Source organism: Lentzea sp. NPDC060358, assembly GCF_042725365.1.
Lineage (GTDB): Bacteria > Actinomycetota > Actinomycetes > Mycobacteriales > Pseudonocardiaceae > Lentzea.
On the sequence record NZ_JBHXCW010000010.1, the window covers coordinates 25,540 to 49,734 of the forward strand.

27 protein-coding genes are annotated in these 24,195 nt (G+C 69.5%); 17 read left to right on the forward strand and 10 right to left on the reverse strand.

The window, feature by feature from the left end:
* Positions 1–40: 40 nt before the first annotated feature.
* Positions 41–967 carry an aldo/keto reductase gene (locus ACFWGZ_RS03765; RefSeq protein ID WP_382449913.1) on the reverse strand — a complete coding sequence of 309 codons (927 nt, stop codon included), beginning with the start codon at positions 965–967 and terminating at the stop codon, positions 41–43.
* Between the two features lie 65 nt (positions 968–1,032).
* The gene (locus ACFWGZ_RS03770) at positions 1,033–1,317 is read right to left on the reverse strand and encodes a DUF427 domain-containing protein (protein WP_382449914.1); all 285 of its coding nucleotides are present in this window, start codon (positions 1,315–1,317) and stop codon (positions 1,033–1,035) included.
* A gap of 29 nt (positions 1,318–1,346) precedes the next feature.
* Between ACFWGZ_RS03770 and ACFWGZ_RS03775 the strand changes: the two genes are divergently transcribed.
* Together ACFWGZ_RS03775 and fbaA are read left to right on the forward strand one after the other, a co-directional pair.
* A complete protein-coding gene (locus ACFWGZ_RS03775) occupies positions 1,347–2,138 on the forward strand; it encodes an LLM class F420-dependent oxidoreductase (protein ID WP_382449915.1) in 792 nt (263 codons plus the stop codon).
* Positions 2,139–2,193: 55 nt separating this feature from the next.
* A complete protein-coding gene (fbaA, locus tag ACFWGZ_RS03780) occupies positions 2,194–3,228 on the forward strand; it encodes a class II fructose-bisphosphate aldolase (protein ID WP_382449916.1) in 1,035 nt (344 codons plus the stop codon).
* Positions 3,229–3,278: 50 nt separating this feature from the next.
* Here fbaA and ACFWGZ_RS03785 read toward each other — a convergent pair whose 3' ends face one another.
* Positions 3,279–4,106, reverse strand: a complete 828-nt coding sequence (locus tag ACFWGZ_RS03785; protein WP_382449917.1) for an SDR family oxidoreductase — start codon at positions 4,104–4,106, stop codon at positions 3,279–3,281.
* Positions 4,107–4,190: 84 nt separating this feature from the next.
* Between ACFWGZ_RS03785 and ACFWGZ_RS03790 the strand changes: the two genes are divergently transcribed.
* Positions 4,191–4,562, forward strand: coding sequence for a winged helix-turn-helix transcriptional regulator (locus tag ACFWGZ_RS03790; RefSeq protein ID WP_382449918.1), 372 nt, complete (start codon positions 4,191–4,193; stop codon positions 4,560–4,562).
* Here the strand turns inward: ACFWGZ_RS03790 and ACFWGZ_RS03795 are convergent.
* Positions 4,542–5,657 carry a hypothetical protein gene (locus ACFWGZ_RS03795; RefSeq protein WP_382449919.1) on the reverse strand — a complete coding sequence of 372 codons (1,116 nt, stop codon included), beginning with the start codon at positions 5,655–5,657 and terminating at the stop codon, positions 4,542–4,544. The genes ACFWGZ_RS03790 and ACFWGZ_RS03795 overlap by 21 nt on opposite strands.
* 250 nt (positions 5,658–5,907) lie before the next feature.
* Between ACFWGZ_RS03795 and ACFWGZ_RS03800 the strand changes: the two genes are divergently transcribed.
* Together ACFWGZ_RS03800 and ACFWGZ_RS03805 are read left to right on the forward strand one after the other, a co-directional pair.
* Positions 5,908–6,318 (forward strand): DUF3151 domain-containing protein, encoded by a 411-nt coding sequence (locus ACFWGZ_RS03800; protein WP_382449959.1) that lies wholly within the window; start codon positions 5,908–5,910, stop codon positions 6,316–6,318.
* 6 nt (positions 6,319–6,324) lie between these two features.
* Complete coding sequence (locus tag ACFWGZ_RS03805; protein ID WP_382449920.1) at positions 6,325–7,485, forward strand: aromatic acid exporter family protein; 1,161 nt, start codon at positions 6,325–6,327, stop codon at positions 7,483–7,485.
* Here ACFWGZ_RS03805 and ACFWGZ_RS03810 read toward each other — a convergent pair.
* The 3 genes from ACFWGZ_RS03810 to ACFWGZ_RS03820 all read right to left on the reverse strand — a co-directional run bounded on the left by ACFWGZ_RS03810 (position 7,394) and on the right by ACFWGZ_RS03820 (position 8,987).
* Positions 7,394–7,645 carry a hypothetical protein gene (locus ACFWGZ_RS03810; RefSeq protein WP_325521055.1) on the reverse strand — a complete coding sequence of 84 codons (252 nt, stop codon included), beginning with the start codon at positions 7,643–7,645 and terminating at the stop codon, positions 7,394–7,396. The genes ACFWGZ_RS03805 and ACFWGZ_RS03810 overlap by 92 nt on opposite strands.
* On the reverse strand, positions 7,645–8,274 hold the full coding sequence (locus ACFWGZ_RS03815) for an HNH endonuclease family protein (protein ID WP_382449921.1): 630 nt from the start codon (positions 8,272–8,274) through the stop codon (positions 7,645–7,647). The genes ACFWGZ_RS03810 and ACFWGZ_RS03815 overlap by 1 nt, the downstream gene beginning before the upstream one ends.
* 104 nt (positions 8,275–8,378) lie before the next feature.
* Positions 8,379–8,987, reverse strand: a complete 609-nt coding sequence (locus ACFWGZ_RS03820) for a hypothetical protein (protein ID WP_382449922.1) — start codon at positions 8,985–8,987, stop codon at positions 8,379–8,381.
* A gap of 110 nt (positions 8,988–9,097) precedes the next feature.
* Here ACFWGZ_RS03820 and ACFWGZ_RS03825 point away from each other — a divergent pair, with 110 nt between their 5' ends.
* From ACFWGZ_RS03825 to ACFWGZ_RS03845, 5 genes are all read left to right on the forward strand, one after another.
* Positions 9,098–10,387 (forward strand): adenylosuccinate synthase, encoded by a 1,290-nt coding sequence (locus ACFWGZ_RS03825; protein WP_382449923.1) that lies wholly within the window; start codon positions 9,098–9,100, stop codon positions 10,385–10,387.
* A 119-nt stretch (positions 10,388–10,506) separates the two neighbouring features.
* On the forward strand, positions 10,507–11,238 hold the full coding sequence (locus ACFWGZ_RS03830) for an ABC transporter permease (RefSeq protein WP_382449924.1): 732 nt from the start codon (positions 10,507–10,509) through the stop codon (positions 11,236–11,238).
* Positions 11,223–11,924 carry an ABC transporter ATP-binding protein gene (locus ACFWGZ_RS03835; RefSeq protein ID WP_382449925.1) on the forward strand — a complete coding sequence of 234 codons (702 nt, stop codon included), beginning with the start codon at positions 11,223–11,225 and terminating at the stop codon, positions 11,922–11,924. The genes ACFWGZ_RS03830 and ACFWGZ_RS03835 overlap by 16 nt, the downstream gene beginning before the upstream one ends.
* On the forward strand, positions 11,917–12,876 hold the full coding sequence (locus tag ACFWGZ_RS03840; protein WP_382449960.1) for an ABC transporter substrate-binding protein: 960 nt from the start codon (positions 11,917–11,919) through the stop codon (positions 12,874–12,876). Before ACFWGZ_RS03835 ends, ACFWGZ_RS03840 begins: the two co-directional genes overlap by 8 nt.
* Positions 12,873–13,997, forward strand: coding sequence for an LLM class flavin-dependent oxidoreductase (locus ACFWGZ_RS03845; RefSeq protein WP_382449926.1), 1,125 nt, complete (start codon positions 12,873–12,875; stop codon positions 13,995–13,997). The genes ACFWGZ_RS03840 and ACFWGZ_RS03845 overlap by 4 nt, the downstream gene beginning before the upstream one ends.
* Here ACFWGZ_RS03845 and ACFWGZ_RS03850 read toward each other — a convergent pair.
* Positions 13,987–15,069: a glycerophosphodiester phosphodiesterase gene (locus ACFWGZ_RS03850; RefSeq protein ID WP_382449927.1), complete on the reverse strand. Its 1,083-nt coding sequence runs from the start codon at positions 15,067–15,069 to the stop codon at positions 13,987–13,989. The genes ACFWGZ_RS03845 and ACFWGZ_RS03850 overlap by 11 nt on opposite strands.
* A 66-nt stretch (positions 15,070–15,135) precedes the next feature.
* The gene (locus ACFWGZ_RS03855; protein WP_382449928.1) at positions 15,136–16,683 is read right to left on the reverse strand and encodes a Na+/H+ antiporter; all 1,548 of its coding nucleotides are present in this window, start codon (positions 16,681–16,683) and stop codon (positions 15,136–15,138) included.
* 28 nt (positions 16,684–16,711) lie between these two features.
* Between ACFWGZ_RS03855 and ACFWGZ_RS03860 the strand changes: the two genes are divergently transcribed.
* The 5 genes from ACFWGZ_RS03860 (at position 16,712) to ACFWGZ_RS03880 (ending at position 22,125) form a co-directional block, all read left to right on the forward strand.
* The gene (locus ACFWGZ_RS03860) at positions 16,712–16,972 is read left to right on the forward strand and encodes a UBP-type zinc finger domain-containing protein (protein ID WP_382449929.1); all 261 of its coding nucleotides are present in this window, start codon (positions 16,712–16,714) and stop codon (positions 16,970–16,972) included.
* Positions 16,973–17,087: 115 nt separating this feature from the next.
* The gene (locus ACFWGZ_RS03865) at positions 17,088–18,980 is read left to right on the forward strand and encodes a TRAP transporter permease (protein WP_382449961.1); all 1,893 of its coding nucleotides are present in this window, start codon (positions 17,088–17,090) and stop codon (positions 18,978–18,980) included.
* A complete protein-coding gene (locus ACFWGZ_RS03870) occupies positions 18,967–19,947 on the forward strand; it encodes a TAXI family TRAP transporter solute-binding subunit (RefSeq protein ID WP_382449930.1) in 981 nt (326 codons plus the stop codon). The genes ACFWGZ_RS03865 and ACFWGZ_RS03870 overlap by 14 nt, the downstream gene beginning before the upstream one ends.
* 16 nt (positions 19,948–19,963) lie before the next feature.
* Positions 19,964–21,220, forward strand: a complete 1,257-nt coding sequence (purD, locus tag ACFWGZ_RS03875) for a phosphoribosylamine--glycine ligase (protein ID WP_382449931.1) — start codon at positions 19,964–19,966, stop codon at positions 21,218–21,220.
* The gene (locus ACFWGZ_RS03880) at positions 21,217–22,125 is read left to right on the forward strand and encodes an ADP-ribosylglycohydrolase family protein (protein WP_382449932.1); all 909 of its coding nucleotides are present in this window, start codon (positions 21,217–21,219) and stop codon (positions 22,123–22,125) included. Before purD ends, ACFWGZ_RS03880 begins: the two co-directional genes overlap by 4 nt.
* On the opposite strand, the gene ACFWGZ_RS03885 is transcribed toward ACFWGZ_RS03880, so the two are convergent.
* Complete coding sequence (locus tag ACFWGZ_RS03885; protein WP_382449933.1) at positions 22,115–22,963, reverse strand: GyrI-like domain-containing protein; 849 nt, start codon at positions 22,961–22,963, stop codon at positions 22,115–22,117. The genes ACFWGZ_RS03880 and ACFWGZ_RS03885 overlap by 11 nt on opposite strands.
* A gap of 185 nt (positions 22,964–23,148) precedes the next feature.
* On the opposite strand from ACFWGZ_RS03885, the gene ACFWGZ_RS03890 reads away from it, so the two are divergent.
* Entirely contained in the window at positions 23,149–23,598 is a 450-nt protein-coding gene (locus tag ACFWGZ_RS03890; protein ID WP_382449934.1) for a hypothetical protein, read from the forward strand.
* A 2-nt stretch (positions 23,599–23,600) separates the two neighbouring features.
* On the forward strand, positions 23,601–24,191 hold the full coding sequence (locus tag ACFWGZ_RS03895) for a DUF3558 domain-containing protein (protein ID WP_382449935.1): 591 nt from the start codon (positions 23,601–23,603) through the stop codon (positions 24,189–24,191).
* The last annotated feature ends 4 nt before the right edge of the window (positions 24,192–24,195 follow it).

Here is a 24,195-nt window from a genome sequence, read left to right on the forward strand (position 1 = left end):
CCACGGTAACCCAACCTACTCCCGGTAAGCTACTGGCAAGTTAAATTGCGCTGAGCCGGTCCACCTCGTCCTGGGAGAGCTCGAGGGACAGCACCGGCGTGAGGTCGGCGAGCTGCTCCAACGTCCGCGCGGACGCGATCGGCGCCGCCACGGTCGGCTGCTGCGCGAGCCACGCGAGGGCGACCGCGGCCACGGTCGTCGCGTGCGTCTCGGCCAGCTCGTCGAGCACCTCCAGGACCTGCAGCCCGTGCTCGTCGAGGTGCTGCGAGGCGCTCTGCGCGCGCACGCTCTCGACCTCGACGCCCGGCCGGTACTTGCCGGTCAGGAAGCCCCTGGCGAGCGAGAAGTACGGCACCGTCGCGAGCCCGTTCGCGGCGACGACCTGCTGGAGCGCGCCCTCGAACTTCGTGCGGCTGACCAGGTTGTACTCGGGCTGCAGCGCGACGAACCGCGCGAAGCCCTCGCGGTGCTGGATCTCGAGCGCGAGCGCCAGCCGTTCGGCGGAGAAGTTGGACGCGGCGACGTGGCGGACCTTGCCCTGCCTGACCAGCTCGTCGTAGGCGGCGAGCGTCTCCTCGAGCGGAGTGCCCGGGTCGTCGCGGTGGACGTAGTAGAGGTCGATGTGGTCGAGGCCGAGGCGCTTGAGCGACCGCTCGGCGCCGATGAGGACCGTGTCGCGCTTCTGGTTGTCGAACCCGGCCAGCATGCCGACCTTGGTGGCGACGACGACCCGGTCGCGGTGGCCGCGCCGCGCGAGCCACCGGCCGACGATCGCCTCGGACTCGCCGCCGGAGTTGCCCTCCGCCCAGGCCGAGTAGACGTCGGCGGTGTCGACGAAGTTGCCACCGGCCTCGACGTAGGCGTCGAGCACGGCGAACGACTGCTGCTCGTCGGCGGTCCAGCCGAACACGTTGCCGCCCAGGCAGAGGCGGGACACGTCCAGGTCTGTGCTGCTCAAGATCCCCATGGACGAACGGTAGACCGTGGGGGTGCGGTCCGCCCCGCGCACGCGCACCCCGCCGATGCCGTCGGTCAGGCCGTGATGTCGACGCCCTTCCAGAACGCCACCCGGCCCTTGATCTCCGCCGCCGCCTCCTTGGGTTCCGCGTAGTACCAGGCCGCGTCGCGGTTCTCCGCGCCGTCCACCTGCAGCGAGAAGTAGTTCGCGGTGCCCTTCCACGGGCAGACCGTGGTGTGGTCGGACGCCTTGAGCACGTCCGGGTCCACCGAGTCGAGCGGGAAGTAGTGGTTGCCTTCGACGACGACCGTGTCGTCACTCGATGCGATGATCTTGTCGTTCCACCGGGCAGTTGCCATGTCATCCACTATGCCTCCAGGCTCGTACCGTGACGAATTGTGGAACTTTCGGCGTGTGGGGTACCGAGCACAACTGGTCGGTCGAGGGGGTCGCGGAGCTCGAAGGGCTGGGCTTCGGCACCTTCTGGCTCGGCGGTTCGCCGGCGGGGGACCTGACGTTCGCGGAGCGGCTGGTGCGGGCGACCGGCTCGCTGACCGTGGCCACCGGCATCGTCAACGTCTGGCAGACCGAGCCGGAGGACGTCTCCCGCTCGTTCCACCGCATCGGCGGCGACCGGTTCCTGCTCGGCGTCGGGGTGGGGCACCGGCAGGTCGACCAGGCCTACGAGAAGCCGTTCGAGAAGCTCACGGCCTACCTCGACCGGCTCGACGTTCCGAGCGACAAGATCGTTCTGGCCGCGCTCGGCCCCCGCGTCCTGCGGCTCGCCGCCGAGCGGACCGCGGGCGCGCACCCCTACCTCGTGCCCGTCCAGCACACCGCGCACGCCCGCGAGGTCCTCGGCGCGGGCAAGTTCCTCGCCCCCGAGGTGACCGTCGTCGTCGAGGAGGACCCGGCCGCGGCGCGCAAGATCGCGCGCGAGCAGCTGGCGTTCTACTTCGGGCTCACGAACTACACCCGCAACTGGTTGCGCTGGGGTTTCACCGAGGCCGACGTCGCCGATCTCGGGTCCGACGACTTGATCGATGCACTCGTACCGCACGGTAACCCCGGCCAGGTGGCCGAGAAGCTGCGCGCCCACCTGGCCGCCGGTGCCGACCACGTGGCCATCCAGTCCCTGAACGGGCACTATGCCGAGCTGGCCGCCGCGTTGGGTCTGTGACCCGGCCTCGTAGGATGCGGTCGACACCCGTCAGGGCGCCTGAGGAGGACCACCGATGCCCATCGCAACTCCCGAGGTCTACGCGGAGATGCTGGACCGGGCCAAGGCGAACGAGTTCGCCTACCCCGCCATCAACGTCACGTCGTCGGAGACGCTCAACGCGGCTCTGCGCGGCTTCGCCGAGGCTGAGAGCGACGGCATCATCCAGGTCTCGACCGGCGGTGCCGAGTTCGCCTCGGGCACCAAGGTCAAGGACATGGTGACCGGCGCCGTGGCACTGGCCGAGTACGCGCACGTCGTGGCCGCGAAGTACCCGGTCAACATCGCGCTGCACACCGACCACTGCCCGAAGGACAAGCTCGACGGGTACGTGCGGCCGCTGATCGCGATCAGCCAGGAGCGGGTGGACAAGGGCGGCAACCCGCTCTTCCAGTCGCACATGTGGGACGGCTCCGCCGTGCCGCTGGAGGAGAACCTCCAGATCGCGAGCGAGCTGCTCGACCTCTCCGCCAAGGCCAAGCTCGTCCTCGAGATCGAGGTCGGCGTCGTCGGTGGCGAGGAGGACGGCGTCGACAACGAGATCAACGACAAGCTCTACACGACGCCCGAGGACTACCTGAAGACGGTCGAGGCGCTCGGCGCCGGCGAGAAGGGCCGCTACCTCCTCGCCGCGACGTTCGGCAACGTGCACGGCGTCTACAAGCCGGGCAACGTGAAGCTGCGCCCGGAGATCCTCAAGCAGGGCCAGGACGTCGTGGCGGAGAAGCTCGGCCTCGCGGCCGGCTCGAAGCCGTTCGACCTGGTCTTCCACGGCGGCTCCGGCTCGCTGCTCGAGGAGATCCACGAGGCCGTGTCGTACGGCGTCATCAAGATGAACATCGACACGGACACGCAGTACGCGTTCACGCGCCCGATCGCGGCGCACATGTTCGCGAACTACGACGGCGTGCTGAAGATCGACGGCGAGGTCGGCAACAAGAAGGCCTACGACCCGCGCAGCTACCTCAAGGCCGCCGAGACGGCCATGGGCGCCCGCATCGCGCAGGCGTGCGAGCACCTCAAGTCGTCGGGCCGCATGATCGCGGGCTGACGCACCGTTCGGCGAAGGGCCCCCGGTTTCCGCCGGGGGCCCTTTCGTTCTCAGCGGAACGCCTCGACGTTGCGCTCGACCCAGTCCGCGAACGTGCGCGGGGCACGGCCGAGGACCTTCTCGACGTCCGGGCTCACCGCCACCTCGTCCGGGGTGGGCGAGCCCAGGATGTCCAGGGTGTCGTCGGCGAGCTCGCCGGGCATCAGCTGCTCCATGCCCGCCTTGGCCTCGGCGCGGGTCAGCTCGTGGAACCGCACGGGCTCGCCGAGCGCGTCCGCGATGGCCTGCGCCTGCTGCCGCGGCGTGACCACCTCCGGCCCGGTGAGCTCGAGGATGCCGTTCCGGTCGCTCAGCAGGGCGGTGGCCGCGACCTCGGCGATGTCCGCCGGGTCGATCACCGGCACGCCGGTGTCGCCGAACGGCGCGGCGACGGTCCGCCGGGTGCGGACCGACTCCGCCCACCACAGCGCGTTGGACGCGAACCCGCCCGGCCGCAGGACCGCCCAGCCGAGGCCGGAGCCGCGCACCAGGTCCTCCAGCCCGCGCAGTTCGACCCGCGTCGTGCCGAACGGCCTGGTCCGCACGCCCAGCGACGACAGCAGCACCACCCGGCCCACGCCCTGCGCGACGGCCCGTTCGACCAGGGCGGCGGGGCTGGCGCCGACGGCGTGCAGGTCGCCGGAGAGCAGCAGGAACAACGCCTTCGCGCCCGTCAGGTCGAGGCTTTCCGGATCGGAGAGGTCCGCCACCTGGTGCCGCACGCCGTCGGGCACCTCCGCGGCGTGCCGCGACACGGCCACCACCTGCTCGCCCGCCTCGGCCAGTGCCTTCGTGAGGGGTCGTCCGATGTTCCCGGTCGCCCCGGTCACCACGATCATGTCCAGCTCCTTCGTCGTTGTGCGGACGACGGTAGGAACCGGGCTTACATTTCGTAAGGACGTACCTGCGGGTAAGCTCCCGACATGGCGGTCGGACCTCAGTTCACGCGTCCCGGGAACAACGGGCGCTATGACGTGTTTCACACCAACTGCCCCGCGCGCGAGATGGTCGACCACGTCACCAGCCGCTGGGGCATCTGGGTGCTGATCTCGCTGCAGGCCAACGACCTGAGGTTCTTCGAGCTGCGCGACGGCATCCAGGGCATCAGCGAGAAGATGCTGTCGCAGACCCTGCGCGGCCTCGTCGACGACGGGCTGATCTGGCGCAGGGTGGAGCCGACGACCCCGCCCCAGGTCACCTACGGGTTGACCGAGTTCGGGCGGGACGTCGGCGAGCCGCTGACCGACCTGTTCGGCCGGATCACCAGCAGGTTGTCAGCCCAGCTCCAGGCGTGACGCGATCAGCCGCGCCTCCGGCCGGTGGATCACCATGTCCCCGACCGTCCAGAGCACCGCGAGCAGCACGGCCGTGACCGCCGCCGACGCGAACGCGATCGGCGGTCCCCACAGGTACTCCTGCTGGAACCAGATGCCGACGTAGCCGACCGTCGTGACGGCCGCCGAGCCCAGCACGGCCGCGGCCGGCGTGGGCATCTTCACCGCGTGCGCCGCGTCGATCGCGAGACCGACGAGGACCAGGAAGAACGGCACGGCGGACTTCGGGAAGTCGATGCCCGCGAGCAACGGCCAGATCAGGCACCGGTAGACGACGTACCCGCCGACGACCGCGGTGGCCGCCCAGGGCCGGTCGATCGTGCGCCGCGCGATGACCAGCACGATCGCCGCCGCGACGAGCCCCCACACCGGGTAGACCCAGTCCGCGATCGGCAGCGCGAAGTGCACGACCGCCTCGCGCCCCACCCCGACGCCGAGCTGGTCGGCGGCGAACTGCAGCAGGATCGGCTCGGCCTCCGGCTTGCCGTTGTCCCAGGCCTGCAGAGCGCGCACGCCGTACTCCTGGTGCTGGTTGGGGAACCAGACGTTCTCCAGGAAGAAGAACCACAGGGCGACGAGCCCGAACGTCCGCGCGTTGCCCTCGGGGAAGTACTTCATCCACCCGCGGATCGCGCCGGCGAGCATCACCGCGGTGCCGAGGTAGAGCAGCGCGTGTGAACCACTCCACGACGTGATGTCGAGCCCGTTGACCCGGTGGTTGATGATGTCGATCGGCAGGGCGACGAGGAAGATCCCGCAGCCGATCTGCATGAGCCGCAGCGTGAGCTTGTCGACGCCGTACCCGGTGAACGTGTGGAACAGCGTGAGCCCCACGACGATGACCGTGCCGACCGTGTTGATCAGATGCGGTGGCGCCAGGTCGTCGCGCAGCCACTTGAAGTGCCACGAGACGTCCCACGACGAGCCGATCAGCTTGAGGAGCAGTCCGACGAGCCACAGCCGGTAGAGCTGCTTCGTGAGCGCCGCCGGTGTCTCCCTGCCCGGAACGCCCCGCTCCCAGTACTGGTCCCGGAACTGCCTTGCCCCCTGAATCATCCGCACATCATGGGCCGCTGTTCCGGCATCAGGAAGCCGAATCCACCCTGGTTTTACCCTGATGTTTCCAATTTGTGTGCACGAGCGGGTGAACCGCGTTGATCTGAACGGCCGAGCGCGGCAGCATGCACGGCCATGGGCAAGAAGTTCGTCGCAGCCGTGCTCGTCACCGCATTGGCCCTGGCTGTTGTGGCCACGGTCATGAGGGTCTTCCTCTCCTGAGCCGGTCCCGTGCGGCACGATGAGCCGCATGGTTGAGAACCTGCTCGGGCCCGAACCGACCCGCCTCCCCGACCGCCCCGAGGCGCAGGCCGCCGCGGACGGCGGCACCGACCCCGCCAAGATCGTGCGGGCCTACCCCGACTTCTCCGAGGCCTGGGCTCTGCTGGCCGAGCGCTCGCTGCACTCCGGTGACCCCGTCGCTGCTTACGCGTACGCGCGCACCGGCTACCACCGGGGGCTCGACCAGCTGCGCCGGTCCGGGTGGAAGGGGTTCGGGCCCGTCCCGTGGGACCACCGGCCCAACCAGGGGTTCCTGCGGTCGCTCGGGGCGTTGGCCCGGGCCGCCCGGGAGATCGGGGAGGACGAGGAGTGGGAGCGGTGCAGCACGTTCCTGGCCGACTCCGACCCCGAGGCCCCGGCCGCGCTGGGGTTGGTCTGAGCTGACGTGGGTGTCGTCCGGGACGCGGTCGGGCGTGGGCTGGCGCGGTGGCGCGGGGCCGCGCTGCCGATCGTCCACTGTGCACTGTCCGCTGGTCTGGCGTGGGTCGTCGCGACCCTCGTGATCGGGCACCAGCACCCTTTCTTCGCACCGATCGCCGCCGTCGTCTGCCTCGGCGTCTCGCTGGGGCAGCGGCTGCGGCGCGTCGGTGAGCTCGTCGTCGGCGTGTCCGTCGGTGTGGGGGTCGGGGACGCGCTGATCGGGTGGATCGGCAGCGGGCCCTGGCAGATCGCGCTCGTGGTCGCGCTGGCGATGTCGGCCGCGGTGCTGCTCGACGGCGGGACCGTCATCGCGTTGCAGGCCGGGAGCAGTGCCGTGCTGGTCGCGACGCTGTTGCCGCCCAGCGCCGGCGGCGGGTTCGACCGGATGATCGACGCGTTGACCGGTGGACTGGTCGGGCTCGTCGTCGCGGCGTTGCTCCCCGCCAACCCCGTCACGGTGGCGCAGCGGCAGCTCAAGGCGTTGACGAACACCCTCAGCGGGGCGCTGCGCACCCTCGCCGGGGCGTTGGACGAGAAGGACTCGGTGAAGGCCGCCGGGGTGCTGGCCGAGCTGCGGACCAGTCAGGACACGATCGACGCCTACAAGGCGGCGCTGCAGACCGGCAGCGAGATCGCGAAGATCGCGCCGATTCGGTGGCGGTCCAAGGACGAGCTCAGCCGGTACCAGACCGCGGCCGGGCCGGTGGACTACGCGATTCGCAACACGCGTGTGCTGGCCCGGCGGGTGATGGCGGCGCTCAAGGCCCAGGAGCAGATCCCGGACGGGGTGCCGCAGGTGCTGAAGGACTACGCGGACGCCGTCGACTGCCTCAGGGGCGAGCTGGAGAAGGGCAAGGAGCCCAGCGGGACCCGGGAGGCCGTGCGGGACGCCGCGCGGCAGCTCACCGCGCGGCGTCTCGGCGGGGACGGGTTCTCGTCCAAGGTCGTGCTGGCCCAGATCCGCAGTGTCGCGGTGGACCTGTTGCAGGCGACCGGGGTGAGCCGGAGCGAGGCGATGGAGGCGTTGCCGCCCCTCAGCCCTCCGGCCGGTTCAGGATCCCCAGCAGCAGGGAGTGGACCTGTTCGTGGTCCTGAGGATCTGCCAGGGCGCACGAACCGCCCGTGATCGCGTACCACTCCTCCGCGCCCTCGTAGCGGACCAGCGCGCGCAGCTTCCCGTCGTCGGAGAGCTCCGTGCACAGCTCCAGGTCGCCGGTGACGACGCCGACCTCGTCGGTCATCACGCCACCGGGGCCCGCCACGAAGAGCGAGGAATGGGACGCCATCAGCACCTTCCGAGCATGCCCGTCAGTTCGGTCTTCTCCGCCGAGTTCACGCTGAGGCTCCAGCGGTACTTGGTGTGTACCCACATCTTCGCGTAGGTGCACCAGTACGAGGTCAGCGGCGGCTTCCACGTCGCCGGCGTCTGGTCGCCCTTCGACTGGTTCACGTTGTCGGTCACCGCGATCAGCTGCGGGCCCGACAGGTCGTTGGCGAACGACTGGCGTTGCGCGGTCGTCCACGAGCTCGCTCCCGACCTCCAGGCGGCCGCCAGGGGTACGACGTGGTCGATGTCCACGTCGGCCGCCGCGGACCAGGTCGCGCCGTCGTAGGGCGAGAACCAGCGGCCCGACGTGGCGGCGCACGAGGAGTCTGTCACCACGTTCGTGCCGTCGCGCTTCAACACGGCCTCACGGGTGTTGCAGGTACCCGACTGGGTGATCCAGTGCGGGAACTTGTCGCGCGAATAGCCCGTCATGGAGCCGTCCGCGCGCACGGTGAGGCCCGCCAGCTCGGATTTCGCGGTGGCGGTGCTGGGAATGTTCGGCGGTGTCGCGAGTGCAGGGGAAACAAAACCGAGGGCGATGGCCGCGGTGGCAACCAGGACGCCGACGGTTCGGTTAACTTTTGACATCGTCCCGACCTTCCTTGTTGGAAAGTGATCGGGACTACCCTTCGTCACATTCTGGAATTAGGCAATGCCTTCGAGTGACACTCCGGCGAATTACAAGTTGACGGTTAGACGCCTCGAACGAGCCTCAGGTCCTCGGTGTGGCGGTACCAGGTCCACTTGTCGACCGGCCGCGGGTGCTTGTGCCCGTCGAGCGTGGCCGTCGTCGGCAGACAGCCGAGCTGGAACGCGCGCGGCCGGCTCTCCTTCACCTTCGAGCCGATGAGCCGCTTGTTGACGATCCGGACCACGAGCCCCAGGCCGCCCTCGGTGTCGGGCGTGCACTCGATCCGCGACGCCTGCCCGCGCAGCACGTTGTCCGCGTCGCTGTAACCAACGCCACGAACGGGCGAAAGCACGCCCAGTCCCATGAGGACACCGCCGACGTCGTCGCGCACGAGCGGAACGGGATCCACGTCACCGTTCAGGGCCACGTCGAGAGCGCGTTCCTGGTTCGTCGACAGCCCCCACAGCGCGGCCACCGCCGACTCGCCGACGGGCACGTAACCCACCGCCACCGAGCCGAGCTTCTCCTTGCGCAGCAACCGGACCGCGACCGCGGCGAGGTCGGCGTCCGTGCCCACGACGACGAGCCGTTCCGCGTCCAGGCAGGGGTCGACGTGGTCCTTGCCGGGGCGCGCCGGGACGACGTGGACGTCGTCACGTTGAGTGATCATTGGCGACTGCGTGTTTCCGCAGGCCAACACGATTCCGTGCACGGTCATCTCCTGGTCTACCCTCGCTTACCGGCGTTCGCTCGAACCAGTCCAAGCGCTTGGAGTTTCACATGCCGGCCGTCGTGCTGATCGGTGCCCAGTGGGGCGATGAGGGCAAGGGCAAGGCCACCGACATCCTCGGTGAGCGTGTCCAGTGGATCGTCCGCTACCAGGGCGGCAACAACGCGGGTCACACCGTGGTCCTCCCGGACGGCCAGAAGTTCGCCCTCCACCTCATCCCGTCCGGCATTCTCACACCGGGTGTGAAGAACGTGATCGGCAACGGTGTCGTGGTCGACCCCGGCGTGCTGCTCGAGGAGCTCGCGGGTCTCGAGGAGAAGAACGTCGACACCAGCAGCCTGCTGATCTCGTCGGACGCGCACTTGATCATGCCGTACCACGTGGCCATCGACAAGGTGACCGAGCGCTACCTGGGCAAGGCGAAGATCGGCACGACCGGCCGCGGCATCGGCCCGTGCTACCAGGACAAGCTCGCCCGCGTCGGCGTCCGCGCGCAGGACCTGCTCGACGAGAAGATCCTGCGGCAGAAGGTCGAGGCCGCCCTGGACTTCAAGAACCAGGTGCTGGTCAAGGTCTACAACCGCAAGGCGCTCGACCCCGACCAGGTCGTCGACCAGGTCCTGGAGCGCGGCCAGCACTTCGTGCACCGCATCGCCGACACCCGCCTGCTGCTCAACCAGGCGCTCGACCGCGACGAGATCGTGCTGCTGGAGGGCTCGCAGGGCACCCTGCTCGACGTCGACCACGGCACCTACCCGTTCGTCACGTCGTCGAACCCGACATCGGGTGGCGCGGCCGTCGGCTCCGGTGTCGGCCCGACGCGGATCAACACCGTGATCGGCATCCTGAAGGCCTACACCACGCGCGTGGGCTCCGGTCCGTTCCCGACCGAGCTGAACGACGACATGGGCGAGTTCCTGCGCAAGCAGGGCGGTGAGTTCGGTGTCACCACGGGACGTTCGCGGCGCACCGGCTGGTTCGACGCCGTGATCGCCCGCTACGCCTCGCGCGTCAACGGCATCACCGACTACTTCCTCACGAAGCTGGACGTGTTGTCGGGCCTGGAGAAGGTGCCGGTCTGCGTCGGGTACGAAGTGGACGGTCGCCGGGTCGACGAGATGCCGATGACGCAGACCGACGTGCACCACGCCGTGCCGGTGTACGAGGAGCTGCCGGGCTGGTTCGAGGACATCTCGGGCTGCCGCTCGTTCGAGGAGCTGCCGGCCAACGCGCGCTCCTACGTCGAGTACCTGGAGAGCATCAGCGGCGCCCGCGTGTCGGCGATCGGCGTCGGCCCCGGCCGCGACCAGACGATCGTCCGCCACGACGTTCTCGGCTGATACCGACTATCTCGAAGTACGACGCTTTTTCACGATTTGGGCGTCGTTGACGAAGGGCCGCGGCTCGCCTGTAATTCGGCACCGTGGCCCTTTCGCTTGTTCGGAAAACCACGCTCCCGGTGCGCTGGATCAGCCCGGTGGCGTTGGTCCTGCTGTGGCAAACCGCCAGCTCGACAGGTGTGCTGTCGCCGGAGAAACTCGCTTCTCCGCTGACGGTCGCGCAGTCCGCCGGTGAGCTGATCGCCGACGGTCAATTGGTCGACGCATTTCTCGTGTCGCTGGGCCGCGTATTCTTCGGATTCCTGATCGGCGGCGTGGTCGGCGTCGCCCTCGGTCTCGTCTCCGGCCTTTCCCGGTGGGGCGAGACGCTGCTGGACCCGCCCGTGCAGATGCTGCGGACGCTCCCGCACCTCGGCCTGATCCCGTTGTTCATCCTGTGGTTCGGCATCGGCGAGGAACCGAAGCTCGCGCTCGTCGCGGCCGGTGTCGCGTTCCCGCTCTACCTCAACCTGCACGCCGGAATCCGCCAGACCGACCCCGGCCTGGTCGAGGCCGCCCGCGCCCTGGGCTACAGCCGCTACGAGCGCATCGCGCACGTCGTGCTGCCGTCCGCCGTGCCGCAATCCCTGGTGGGACTGCGGATCGCGCTCGGCACCGCCTGGTTGTCGCTCATCGTCGGCGAGCAGGTCAACGCCGACTCCGGCCTGGGGTTCCTGATCAACAACGCCCGTGAGTTCCTGCGCACCGACGTCGTGGTCGTCGGCCTCGTGGTCTACGCGCTGCTGGGCCTGTCCACCGACGCGCTGGTGCGCCTGCTCGAGAGGAGGGTGCTGCGATGGCGGGCCCGGTGACCGTTCGCGGACTGCGCAAGGACTTCGGCGCGCGGACCGTCCTGCACGACGTGGACCTGGAGATCGCTCCCGGCGAGTTCGTCGCGCTGCTCGGCCGCAGCGGCTGCGGCAAGTCGACGCTGCTGCGCATCCTCGCGGGCCTGGACCGCGAGGTCACCGGGCAGGCGCGGATCGACGGCACGGTGTCGATCGCGTTCCAGCAGCCGCGGCTGCTGCCGTGGCGCAAGGTCTGGCGCAACATCGTCCTCGGCCTGCACCGGCCGGACGGCCGCGAGATCGCGTTGAAGGCACTGGAAGAGGTGCGGCTGGCCGGTCACGCCGACGCGTGGCCGCTCACGCTCTCCGGCGGTGAGGCGCAACGGGTCTCGCTCGCGAGGGCGCTGGTCCGCGAACCGGACGTGCTGCTGCTCGACGAACCGTTCGGCGCGCTGGACGCGTTGACCCGGCTCGCCATGCACCACCTGGTGGAAGACCTGTGGGCCCGGCACCGGCCCGCGGTGCTGCTCGTCACGCACGACGTCGACGAGGCGTTGCTGCTGGCCGACCGGATCCTCGTGCTCGACGAGGGCCGGATCGTCGCCACGCACCACGTCGACCTGCCCCGCCCGCGCCGCCGGGCCTCGATCGTGGAGCAACGCGCCCGCGTGCTCGCCGACCTGGGAGTGGATGTTGAAACAGCTGCCTAGCCGAAGTCTGCTCGCCCTGCTCGCGGCGATCCTGTTCACGACCGGGTGTTCGGCCGCCGCGCAGGACACCCCGGCCGGTGAGGTCGTGCTCAAGGTCGGCGACCAGAAGGGCGGCGCGAAGTCCGTGCTGACCGCCGCGGGGTTGCTGAACGACTTCCCCTACAAGATCGAGTGGTCGACCTTCACGTCCGGGCCGCCGCTGCTGGAGGCCGCCTCCGCCGGTGCGATCGACATCGGCGCCGTCGGCAACACCCCACCGATCTTCGCCGCCGCCGCGAACGCCAGGATCGCCGCGGTCGGCGTGTCCCAGGGCCAGGTCGAGGCCGACGCGATCCTCGTTCCCGAGAGCTCGCCGCTGCGGTCGGTCGCCGACCTCCGCGGCAAGAACATCGCGGTGGCCAAGGGAAGCTCGGCGCACGGCCAGGTCCTGCTCACCCTGCGGTCCGCCGGTCTCACGACCAAGGACGTGACGCTCAACTTCCTGCAGCCCGCCGACGCCTACGGCGCGTTCACCCAGGGCAAGGTCGACGCCTGGGCCGTGTGGGACCCCTACACCGCGCAGGCGCAGCAGGAGGCCAAGGCCCGCGTGCTCACCACCGGGGAGGGCAGGTCGAACGGCTACGGCTTCCAGGTCGCGGGCCGCAAGGCGTTGGACGACAACGGGAAGAACCCGGCGATCAAGGAGTACCTGGTCCGCTACTACAAGGCGCAGAAGTGGGCCGACACGCACCGCGAGGAGTGGGCGAAGGCGTGGGCCGCGGAGACCGGGCTGAAGTACGACGTCGCCCTGGCCGCCGTGCAGCGCAACGGCGACAAGGTGGTGAAGCTCGACGACACGGTGATCAAGTCCGAGCAGGAGCTCGCCGACGCGTTCACCGAGGACAGGACGCTGCCCGGCAAGGTCGACTTCGCGAAGTTCGTCGACACGAGGTTCCAGGGAGATCTCGCATGAGCATCACGCTGCACTGGTTCCTGCCGACCTCCGGCGACGGGCGCACGGTCGTGGAGCACTTCCACGCCAACCGCGCACCGGCCGCGGGTGCGCGGCGGGAACCGGACATCGACTACCTGGCGCAGATCGCGCGCACGGCCGAGCAGGTCGGGTTCACCGGCGTGCTCACGCCGACCGGGACGTGGTGCGAGGACGCGTGGCTGACCACGTCCGCGCTGATCGCGCAGACGAAGACGCTCAAGTTCCTCGTGGCGTTCCGGCCCGGTGTGCTGTCGCCGACGCTCGCGGCGCAGATGGCCGCGACCTACCAGCGGATCTCGCGCGGCCGGTTGCTGCTGAACGTCGTGACCGGCGGCGACTCCGTCGAGCAGCGGCGGTTCGGCGACTGGCTCGACCACGACCAGCGCTACTCGCGCACCGACGAGTTCCTCCAGGTCGTGCGCGGCATCTGGACCGGCGAGCCGTACTCGTTCCACGGCGAGCACTACCGGGTGCAGGACGCGACGGTGCTGGCCGCGCCGGACCCGGTGCCGCCGATCTACTTCGGTGGGTCGTCCGACGCCGCGCTGCCGGTGGCCGCCGCCCGTGCCGACGTCTACCTGACCTGGGGCGAGCCGCCCGCCGACGTGGCCGCGAAGATCGCGCGCGTGCGGGCGCTGACGGACCGGCCGATCCGGTTCGGCATCCGGCTGCACACCATCAGCCGGGACACCTCGGCCGAGGCGTGGGAGGCGGCGGCGAAGCTGCTCGACGCGCTCGACCCCGAGTCGGTGGCGAAGGCGCAGGCCCAGCTGGGTGCGTCGGAATCCGTTGGGCAGCAACGGATGGTGGCGCTGCACGGCGGCGACCTCAGCCGTGGCGTGCGCGGGCTGGAGATCCACCCGAACCTGTGGGCCGGTGTCGGCCTGGTCCGCGGTGGAGCCGGCACGGCGTTGGTGGGCTCGCACTCCGAGGTCGCGGACCTGGTCGAGGAGTACCACTCCGTCGGCATCGAGGAGTTCGTGCTCTCCGGCTACCCGCACCTGGAGGAGGCGTACTGGTTCGGCGAGGGCGTGCGGCCCCTGCTGAAGCAGCGCGGGCTGCTCGGCGGGGACCGCACGCTCGTCGCGACTAGCGCCTGACCTTGGCCTCGACGGCCGTGTCGGGGTTGTCCGCGAACACGCCGTCGATGCCCTGCTTGAAGAAGAGCTCGTACTCCTCGAAGGCCCGGCCGTACGCGGCCGGGTCGGTCGAGGACCGGAAGTCGGCCGGCAGGAACGAGTTCTCGTTGCGGAACGTCCACGAGTGCACGATCAGCCCGGCCTTGTGCGCGTCCCCGACCACGGTCGTCGGCGCCTTCAGGAACCCGTTGGCGTCACGGGGGATGATGAGGTCCTTGGTGAGGCCGACGCCGTCCGCGTAGCCGCGCACCTCCCGCAGGCCCGCCGGGGTGACCAGGTCGGCGTAGGTGCGCTGGTCACCGGCCACCACGAAGTCGTAGGGCGCGCCCGAACCGTTGACGAGCTGGACGATCGGCACCCGCAGCGACCGGTTGAGCTGCTTGAGGTTCGCGACCTCGAACGACTGCACGTAGACCTTGGCGCTGCTCCGGTTCAGGCCGTTGCGGTTCAGCAGGTCGACGAGCTTCGGCTCCAGCGCGAGACCGATCGACTGGAAGTACGTCGGGTGCTTGGTCTCCGGGTAGAGGCCGATCTCGCGGTGCAGCTCGCGGGACAGGCGCTTCGAGAGATCGATGACCTCCTGGAACGTCGGGATCTCGAAGCGGCCGTCGTAGAGCGTGTTGCGCGGGCGGATCGCGGGGATGCGTTCCTTGGCGCGCAACGTTTTCAGCTCGGCGAGGGTGAAGTCCTCGGTGAACCAGCCGGTGATCGCGACCCCGTCGATCGTCTTGGTCGTCCTGCGCCCGGCGAACTCGGGTTTGGTGTCGACGTTCGTGGTGCCGCTGATCTCGTTCTCGTGCCGGGCGACGAGCTTGCCGTCCTTCGTCGGCACCAGGTCCGGCTCGATGAAGTCGGCGCCCGTCCGCGCCGCGAGCTCGTAGGCCGCGAGCGTGTGCTCGGGCCGGTACGCCGACGCGCCGCGGTGCCCGATGACGATCGGGCCCTTGTCGTCGTGTGCCGAGGCGGAGGGCAGGGTTGCCACGACCGCGCCCGCGAACACGAGCACCACGGCGGCGAGACCTCTCCGAAGCATCGTTCGACCTCCCATTTCACGTTGGAAGCGCACCCAAGCATCGCAACACGAAATGCAGGTGAACGGCTATTCACGGGACAGTGCGGCTTCCTCCAGGTCCAGCTCGCGCATCACCCGGAACAGCACCTCGTCATCGATCTCACCGTTGTCCCTGGCCTTGACGAACTCGTCGCGTTCGGCGGCGAGCATCACCCGGCGCAGCCTGCGGTACGCGGCCGCCGGGCTCTCCTCCTCCTGCCGCCCGAGCCGTTCCCACGCGGCGTTGCCCCGGTGCTCGGCGAGCGAGCGCAGCTGGTCGCGCACGTGGTCCGGGGTGTCGTCGACCTCCTCGTCGAGCCTGGTCACCGCCGCCTGCGCGGCCCGGTGCTGCACCTGGGCCTCGGTCAGCGCGTCCTGGCGCGCGTCGTCGCCCTCGAAGCCGATCTTGTTGATGATCCAGGGCAACGTCAGGCCCTGCAGCAGCAGCGTGGCGACCGTGACCACGAAGGCGCAGAACAGGATGACGTCGCGTCCCGGCACGTTCTCCGGGATCGCCGCGGCGGCCGCCAGCGTCACCACGCCGCGCATGCCGGCCCACGCGATGACCGTGACCTGGCCGAGGTGCGGCGGCTTCTCCCGTTCGCGCAGGCGTTTCGACAGGTAGCGGGGGATGTACGTGGCCGGGTACATCCAGACGAACCGGGCGAGGATCGTCGCGAGCAGCACGGCCCCGGCGCCGAGCAGCAGGGCGGTGTCCAGCTCGACGTCGCGGATGATCGCGGACACCTGCAGCCCGATGAGCGCGAAGACGAACGCCTCCAGCAGGGCGTCCAGGGCCTTCCAGACCGCCGCGTCCTGCAGCCGCGTCGAGTACTTGCCGCGCGGCGAGTGGTGGCCGACGTACAGGCCGGCGACGACGACCGCGAGCACGCCCGAGACGTGGGCGACCTCCTCGGCGACGAGGTAGGCGCCGAACGGCACCAGCAGCCCCAGCGCGCTCTCCAGCACCCCCTCGCAGAGCCGCCGGCGCAGGAACCGGACCACCACGCCGACGACCAGGCCGACCGCGATGCCGCCGGCCGTGACGAGCAGGAACAGGCCCACGCCCTCCACGGGGTGCATGGCGGCGCCCGCGGCTGCCGCCACCGCGACCTTGAACGCCGTCAGCGCCGTGGCGTCGTTGATCAGGCTCTCGCCGACCAGCAACGTCATCGCGCGGCGTTGCAGCCCGAGCTTGCGGCCGATCGCGACCGCGGCGACGGCGTCCGGCGGGGCGACGACCGCTCCCAGGACCAGCGCCGCGGCGAACGGCAGGTCCGGGAACACCAGTTTCGCCGTCACGCCGACGACGAGCGTCGTGAACAGCACCAGCCCGACCGCGAGCAGGCCGATCGGCCGCAGGTTCGCGCGGATGTTGAGGTACGAGCTGTCGAGCGCCGCGCTGTAGAGCAGCGGCGGCAGCACGACCAGCAGGATCAGGTGCGGGTCGAGCTCGAACTCCGGCACACCCGGTATGAACGAGACCACGAGCCCGACGGCGACCAGCACCAGCGGTGACGACAGGTTGAACCGGCGCGCGACGGCAGTGACGACCAGCGCACCGAGGAGCAGCAGCAGGAGTTCAGGCCCGACCATGCGCTCATTCTGCGTACTGTGGGAAGCCATGACCTGTTCGCACGTGGCAGCCCTGCCCCGAGAAGTGACGCCGGACTCCGCCGGGGGGTGTGCCGACTGCGCCGCCGAGGGCCGGCAGAGCTGGGCCCACCTGCGGATGTGCCTGTCCTGCGGGCACGTGGCGTGCTGTGACTCCAGCCCCCGCAGGCACGCGACGAAGCACTTCGAGGCGTCCCGGCACCCGGTCATGCGCTCGTTCGAGCCGGGCGAGGACTGGCGCTGGTGCCATGTGGACGCCGCGATCGTCTGAAAGTTCTTTGCAGTCCCTTTGGATTGATCGCCTGCCGCTGTGATCGCGCCCACAGTACGGTCGGTCCGTGGCCAACCCGGACCTCGCCCGCATCGTCGCGGAGCACGACGAGGAGATGCCGTCGCGCTCGCTCTCACCCCGGTGGGAGCGGGCGCTGTGGATCGCCGGTCTGCTGATCGCGCTCCTCGTGCTGAAGCAGGTGTTCCTCCCGTTCGCCAAGGGGAGCCAGTACTACCTGATCATCTTCCTGGCGGTGACGCTGCCGCTCGTGTTCCTGTCCTACGGCCGCGGGCACACGCCGCCGTGGTGGGACTGGTTGCTGGCGCTGCTGGCGTTCGTCGTCGCCTCCTACCCGCTCTTCGGGGGCTATGACGAGTTCCTGAACCGGCAGGGCCAGCTGACGACGCTGGACGTCGTGGCGGGCGCGGTGCTGCTCGTGCTGATCCTGGAGGCCTGCCGGCGCACGACCGGGTGGGTGCTCCCCGTGGTGTGCCTGGCGTTCCTCGCCTACGCCTACTACGGCGGGTTCCTGCCGCCGTCGTGGTCGATCGCGCACTCCGGCGTCGACTTCTCGCAGATCATCAACGGGTACTTCAACGACTCCAGCGGGTTCTACGGCATCCCCCTGGACGTCGCCGCGACCTACATCGTGCTCTTCACGATCTACGGCGCGGTGCTGAACGCCTCCGGGGCGGGCAAGTTCTTCGTGGACGTGAGCTTCGCCGCGTTCCGCAAGTCGCGGACCGCTCCCGGTCGCACCGCAGCGACGGCGGGCTTCCTGCTGGGCACGGTCTCGGGTTCCGGCACGGCGACCACGGTGTCGCTGGGCGCCGTGACGTGGCCGATGCTGCAGAAGGCCGGGTACCCCAAGGAGAACGCGGGCGGGCTGCTCGCCGCGTCCGGCATCGGCGCGATCCTGTCGCCGCCCACGCTCGGCGCGGCGGCGTTCATCATCGCCGAGTACCTGGAGGTCTCGTACCTGGAGGTGCTGGTCTGGGCGATCATCCCGACGCTGCTCTACTACCTCGGCATCGCGCTGGCGGTGGAGGCCGACGCGCGGCGGTTCGGGGCCAAGCCGGTCGACGTGGACGCGCCGCGGTTCTTCGACGTGCTCAAGCTCGGCTGGTACCACTTCCTGTCGCTCGGGATCATCATCGTGTTCCTGGTGCTGGACGTCCCGGTCTACAAGGCGGTCGTCTACGCGACCGGTGTCGCCGCGCTGTTCGCGCTGATCAACCACCGGCGCGACTGGTTCCGGCTCGTCGCGGACGCGCTGTCGGCCGGCGTGCGCTCGGCGTTCCCGGTGATCGCGGTGTGCGCCGCGGCCGGGGTCGTGACCTCGACGATCACCAAGACCGGCCTGGGGCAAGCGTTTGCGGGAGCGTTGGTGGGCTGGGCCACGGCGCTGGCGTCGTCCCCTGTCGTGATCTTGATGCTGACGGCGGTGTTCGCGGCCGTCGCCGTGTCGGTGCTGGGCCTGGCGGTGCCGGTGACGGCGTCGTTCATCATCTCGTGGGTCATCATCGGACCGGCGTTGATCACGCTCGGCGTCGAACCGGCCGAGACCGCGATGTTCATCTTCTACTACGCGGTGCTGTCCGAGGTGACGCCGCCGACCGCGCTCGCCGCCGTCGCCGCCGCGGCGCTGACCGGTGGCGACGTCATGAAGACGATGTGGCAGACGTGGAAGTACACGCTGCCGGCGTTCCTCGTGCCGCTGGCGTTCGTGCTCACGGATTCCGGTTCCGCGCTGCTGCTGCGCGGGCCGTTGCTCGACTCGGTGTGGACGTTCGGTGCGTCCGCACTGGGGGTCGCCGCCCTCGCCGTGCTGACGGGCGGCTGGTTGTTCGGTCCCGCGCGCTGGCCGGAACGCGTGTTGTGCGTGCCGGCGGCGTTGTTCCTGCTCTACCTGCAGCCGTTGACGATCGCCATCGGGGCCGGATTCCTCGTGGTGGCCGTGGCGGTCCACCTGGTCACCCGTGGGAGGGTTCGCGATGCAGTTGCGTAAGTGCGCGATCGGTGCGGTCGCCTTGGCGCTCGTGGTGTCCGGGTGCGGCGGCAAACGCACGCCCACGACCCCGGACGCGTCGGGCGGCGGCGCGTCCTGCGAGGCCTCCGACGGCCGGATCACGATCGCGACCGGCAACTCCGGTGGCGTGTACTTCGTGGTCGGCGGCGGCCTCGCCAAGCTGATCAGCGACAACTCGAAGCTGAAGGCGTCGTCGGCCGAGACCGGCGCGTCCGTGCAGAACATCCAGCAGCTCGTCAGCGGCACGTACGACATCGCGTTCTCGCTGGCCGACACGGCCGCGGACGCCGTGAACGGCACGGGCGCGTTCAACGGCAAGAAGGAGAAGGTCGCGGCGCTGTCGCGGATCTACCCGAACTACACGCAGGTGCTCGTCCGGGCCGACTCCGGGATCAACTCGGTGGCGGACATGAAGGGCAAGCGGATCTCGACCGGGTCGCCGAAGTCCGGCACGGAGGTCATCGCGGGCCGCCTGCTGAAGTCGGCGGGGCTGAACATCGACTCGGACGTCGCCGCCCAGCGCCTCGACCTCACCAAGACCGCGGACGGGATGAAGGACGGCAGCATCGACGGCCTGATCTGGTCCGGCGGCCTGCCCACGCCGCAGATCACGGACATCACCACGTCCATGAAGGACCGGGTGAAGTTCGTCGACATCACCCCGCTGCTGCCGGAGATGAAGAAGATCAGCCCGGTCTACGACACCGCGCCGATCCCGGCCGCGACCTACGGCGTGGCCGAGGTGTCCACGATCGTGGTGCCGAACATGCTGCTCGTGCGCGAGGACTTCGCGGCGAACAACGCCTGCGCGGTGACCAAGCTGCTCTTCGACAAGAAGGCTGACCTGGAGAAGGTTCACCCGGCCGTGAAGGACATCGCGAAGGACAAGGCCTCGGCCACCGACCCCGTTCCGCTGCACCCAGGGGCGAAGCAGGCGCTCGGCTGAACTACGCTCAGGCACCGTGCGCGTCCTGGTCATCGGGTCTGGAGCCCGTGAGCATGCCCTTGTCCTCGCGTTGTCACGCGACCCGCAGCTGACTGCTTTGGCGTGCGCGCCGGGCAACGCGGGAATCGCGGGACACGCCGAGATCTACGGCGTCGACGTCGCGGATGCCTCGGCGGTCGCCACCCTCGCGAAGGAGTGGAAGGCCGACCTCGTCGTCATCGGCCCCGAACAACCGCTGGTCGTCGGGGCCGCCGACGCCGTCCGCGCCCTCGGCGTCCTGTGCTTCGGCCCGTCCAAGGCCGCTGCCTGCATCGAGGGGTCCAAGGCGTTCGCCAAGGACGTGATGAACGCGGCGGGCGTGCCGACCGCGCACAGCGAGGTCGTGGACAACCCGGCGCGCCTCGACGCCGCCCTGGCCCGGTTCGGCCCCACCTGGGTCGTGAAGGACGACGGCCTGGCCGCCGGCAAGGGCGTCGTGGTGACGTCCGACCTGGCCGCCGCCCGCGCGCACGCGATGACGCTGCTCGACGGCGGCCACCCGGTGCTGCTCGAGTCCTTCCTGGACGGCCCCGAGGTGTCGCTGTTCTGCGTCACCGACGGCGTCTCGGTCGTGCCGCTGATCCCCGCGCAGGACTTCAAGCGCGTGGGCGACGGCGACGCGGGCCCGAACACCGGCGGCATGGGTGCGTACGCGCCGCTGCCGTGGGCGCCGGACGGACTCGTCGAGGAGATCGTGACGCGGTGCGTGCAGCCGGTCGTCGACGAGCTGCGCGCCCGCGAGACGCCGTTCTCCGGCCTGCTGTACGCGGGTCTGGCGCTGACGTCGAACGGCGTGCAGGTGATCGAGTTCAACTGCCGCTTCGGCGACCCGGAGACGCAGTCGGTCCTGGCCCTGCTGAAGTCGCCGATCTCGGCGCTCTTCCTGGCGGCCGCCAACGGGACCCTGGCGGAGTTGCCGGCCCTGGAGTGGGAGAACGGCTACGCCGTGACGATCGTGGTCGCCGCCGAGGGCTACCCGAACCGCCCGCGCACCGGTGACGTGATCACCGGCTCCGAGGCCGAGGGCGTGCTGCACGCGGGCACGCGCCGCCGTGAGGACGGGGCGGTCGTGTCGGCCGGCGGCCGCGTGCTGTCGGTCGTGGGCACCGGCAAGTCGCTGTCGAAGGCCCGTGACCGCGCCTACAAGCGGGTCGAGGAGATCCACCTGACCGGCTCGCACCACCGTTCGGACATCGCCCAGAAGGCGATCGACGGCAAGATCGCGCTGCCGTGAACCTCCTCGGGTGTCTGCTGGGCGGGGCCGTGGGCGACGCCATGGGAGCGCCGATCGAGTTCTCGTCGATCGACGTGATCCGGCGCCTGTACGGCCCCGACGGCGTGGTGGACCTCCCGTTGCTGGAGATCACCGACGACACCCAGATGGTGCTGTTCACGCTGGAGGGCCTGCTGCTGGCCCGTCAGCGCGGCGTCGACCCGCTGCCGACCGTGCGGGCCGCTTACGCGCGCTGGCTGCACACGCAGGGCGGCCCCGAGGTTCCCGACGACGGCTGGCTGATGTCGGACCGGCGCCTGCACTCGCGGCGGGCGCCGGGCCACACGTGCCTGACCGCGTTGCGGCACAACGAGAAGAACGACTCGAAGGGCTGCGGCGGCGTGATGCGCGCGGCCCCCGTCGCGGCGTGGTCGAGCGACGTCCGCGAGGTGTTCGACCTGGCCGTCGGCACGGCCCGGATGACGCACCACCACCCGAGCGGCTACCTGTCGGCCGGGGTGCTCGCGGTGATCGTCCGCGCGCTGTTCGACGGCGCGGACCTCCTCACCGCCGTCGCGGTGTCCCGCGCGGAGCTCGTCCGCTGGGACGGCCACGAGGAGCAGACCACCCTGCTGGACAAGGTGGTGGGCCTCGGCCCGCTGAGCCCCGAGGAGATCGAGTCCTCGCTGGGCGGGGGCTGGGTCGGCGAGGAGGCCCTGGCCATCGGCCTGCACGCCGCCCTCGTCGGTGCGGACTTCCCGTCGGCCGTGAGGCTGGCCGTCAACCACTCCGGTGACTCGGACTCGACGGGGTCGATCTGCGGCAACATCCTGGGCGCCCGGGACGGTGCCGGTGTGATTCCCGCTTCCTGGCTCTCGGTCCTGGAACTGCGCGACGTGACCGAGCGCCTCGCGCTCAGCTGGTGACCGGGATCCACAACTCCGCTCGCGCCGTGTCGCCGTCGATCTCCGTGCGCAACATCGACGGTCCCTCGACGCTCTGGTAGCTGTTCGACGGGAACCACTGCGTGTAGACGTCCCGCCACATGTACTGGATCGTCTCCGGATAGGGGCCCTCGGTCGTGAAGACCGCCCACGTGTTCTGGGGCACCGTCATGGTCTCCATGTCCTCCGGCGCGTCCCTGCTGGTCACCACGCCCTGGAAGTAGTCGAGGTGGTCACCCTCCTCGACCCCCTCCTGGTTGAACGTGAGCGCCAGCAACCCGCCCGGCTCCCCGTCGCTCAGCTCCTTCATCCGCTCGAGCGCCGGCATCCCGATGCCCTTGACGAACTCGACGATCGCGGGGTTCTGCCCGAGGTGCACCAACGGCACCCGCGTCCCCCGCCCGACGACCCGGAACTCGTCCTTCTCCACGATCCGGTACTCCATGCTCGTGCTCCCTTCGACAACCAGCCTGAACGTGAGAATCTGCTGTGACTGCAACGGTTTCCTCTGCACACGGGCCTCCTGCGGGTTGACCCCGTGCATGGCCCGGAACGCCCGCGCGAAGGCCTCGTTGGACCCGTAACCCCACCGGACGGCGACGTCGAGCAGCGAGTCCTGTCCACTGAGGACCTCCCCGGCGGCCCTGGTGAGCCTCCGCCGCCGCACGTACTCGCTCAGCGGCAACCCGGCCAGCGCGCTGAACATCCGCCGGAAGTGGTACTCGCTGGTCCCGGCGATCCGGGCGAGCTGCTTGACGTCGACCTCACCACCGAGGTCGTCCTCGATGCGGGCCATGGCTTCGTTGAGTCGTTCCAGCACGTGCCCAACGCTATGGGCCCTCTTCGCCCGGCACCCGACTTCCCGTGCCCGGTCCGATCGGCCCTCGGAGTGACGTGGAACCGACGACGGGTGGAGTTCGTCCAACCACAGGTCCGCATCACGCAGGCGTTGGTAACCTGCGAAGTGGGACCGAACCGTTACCGACCGTACGGGGGTAGGACGTCGTGACACAGGAGAACGCGGGGGCGGATGCCGTTCTCGGTGCCGCTGCGGGACTGGCTGGTGGCGCGTTGGCCGGTGCGGTGGGCGCCTTCCAGGCGGCGTCGGCGGTGATGGACAAGCTGTCGGCGGGTCCGTCGACTCAGCAGTTCCACGTGGAGAAAGACACCGTCCTGAAAGCGGGGAAGGTCATCCACGACCAGTTGTTGCTCCTCAAGGATGCTCTGGGGCGCACCTCGGCCAAGCTGCGAATCGTCTCGATGGACGGCAAGGTCACCTCTGACGTCGTTAATGCCTGGAATGACCGCCTTGTGTTCAGCGAAGACTCTTACGTCAACCGGATCCAGCAGTACATGAAGGCACTGGAAGGCCTTTCTGATCAGCTGAGGGAATCGGCGAAGCAGTACGGCTACACCGATGAAGAGATCATGAACTCGTTCAGGCTGAAAGTATGACCATGCGCATCTCCAAGACGGCTGCCGCGATCGTGTGCGTGGCGGCTCTTTCGGCTTGCACGACCGGTGGCGAGAAGGGCAATCCCACGCCTGCCTCGCCGACGGCCGGTACGACCGGAAGTGATCAGTCGAACGAGGTTCCGGCGCGGCCGAAGAGCTTGCAGCTGGACTCGGTGGACACCTGCAAGCTGCTGACCGAAGACCAGATGAAGCAGATCAGCGTTCTGTCCTCGCAGCCGGAGAACCTGGATCTCGTTGATGGGAAGCAGTCACCTGCCTGCCATTATTCGAACGAGGCCCGTTACATCTACGCAGTGGGCGCGGTGACACACGACGGTGTCTCCTACTGGCTGAAGGGCGCCGGGAACGTGACGACCAAGGTCGTCAAGGTCGCCGACTACGGTGCCGTGAAGATCGAGTTGTCCGGTGGAAGCGGATTCGACTGCTCGATCTCGGTCGACGTCGCCGACGGTCAACAGCTGATGGTCAGTTACATCCCGATGACGACCGGTGAAAAAGACCAGGCGGTGCTGTGCGAAAAGGCCGAGAAGGCCGCCGGTCTCGCGCTCGCGACGCTCAAGACATTGAAGTGAGGGG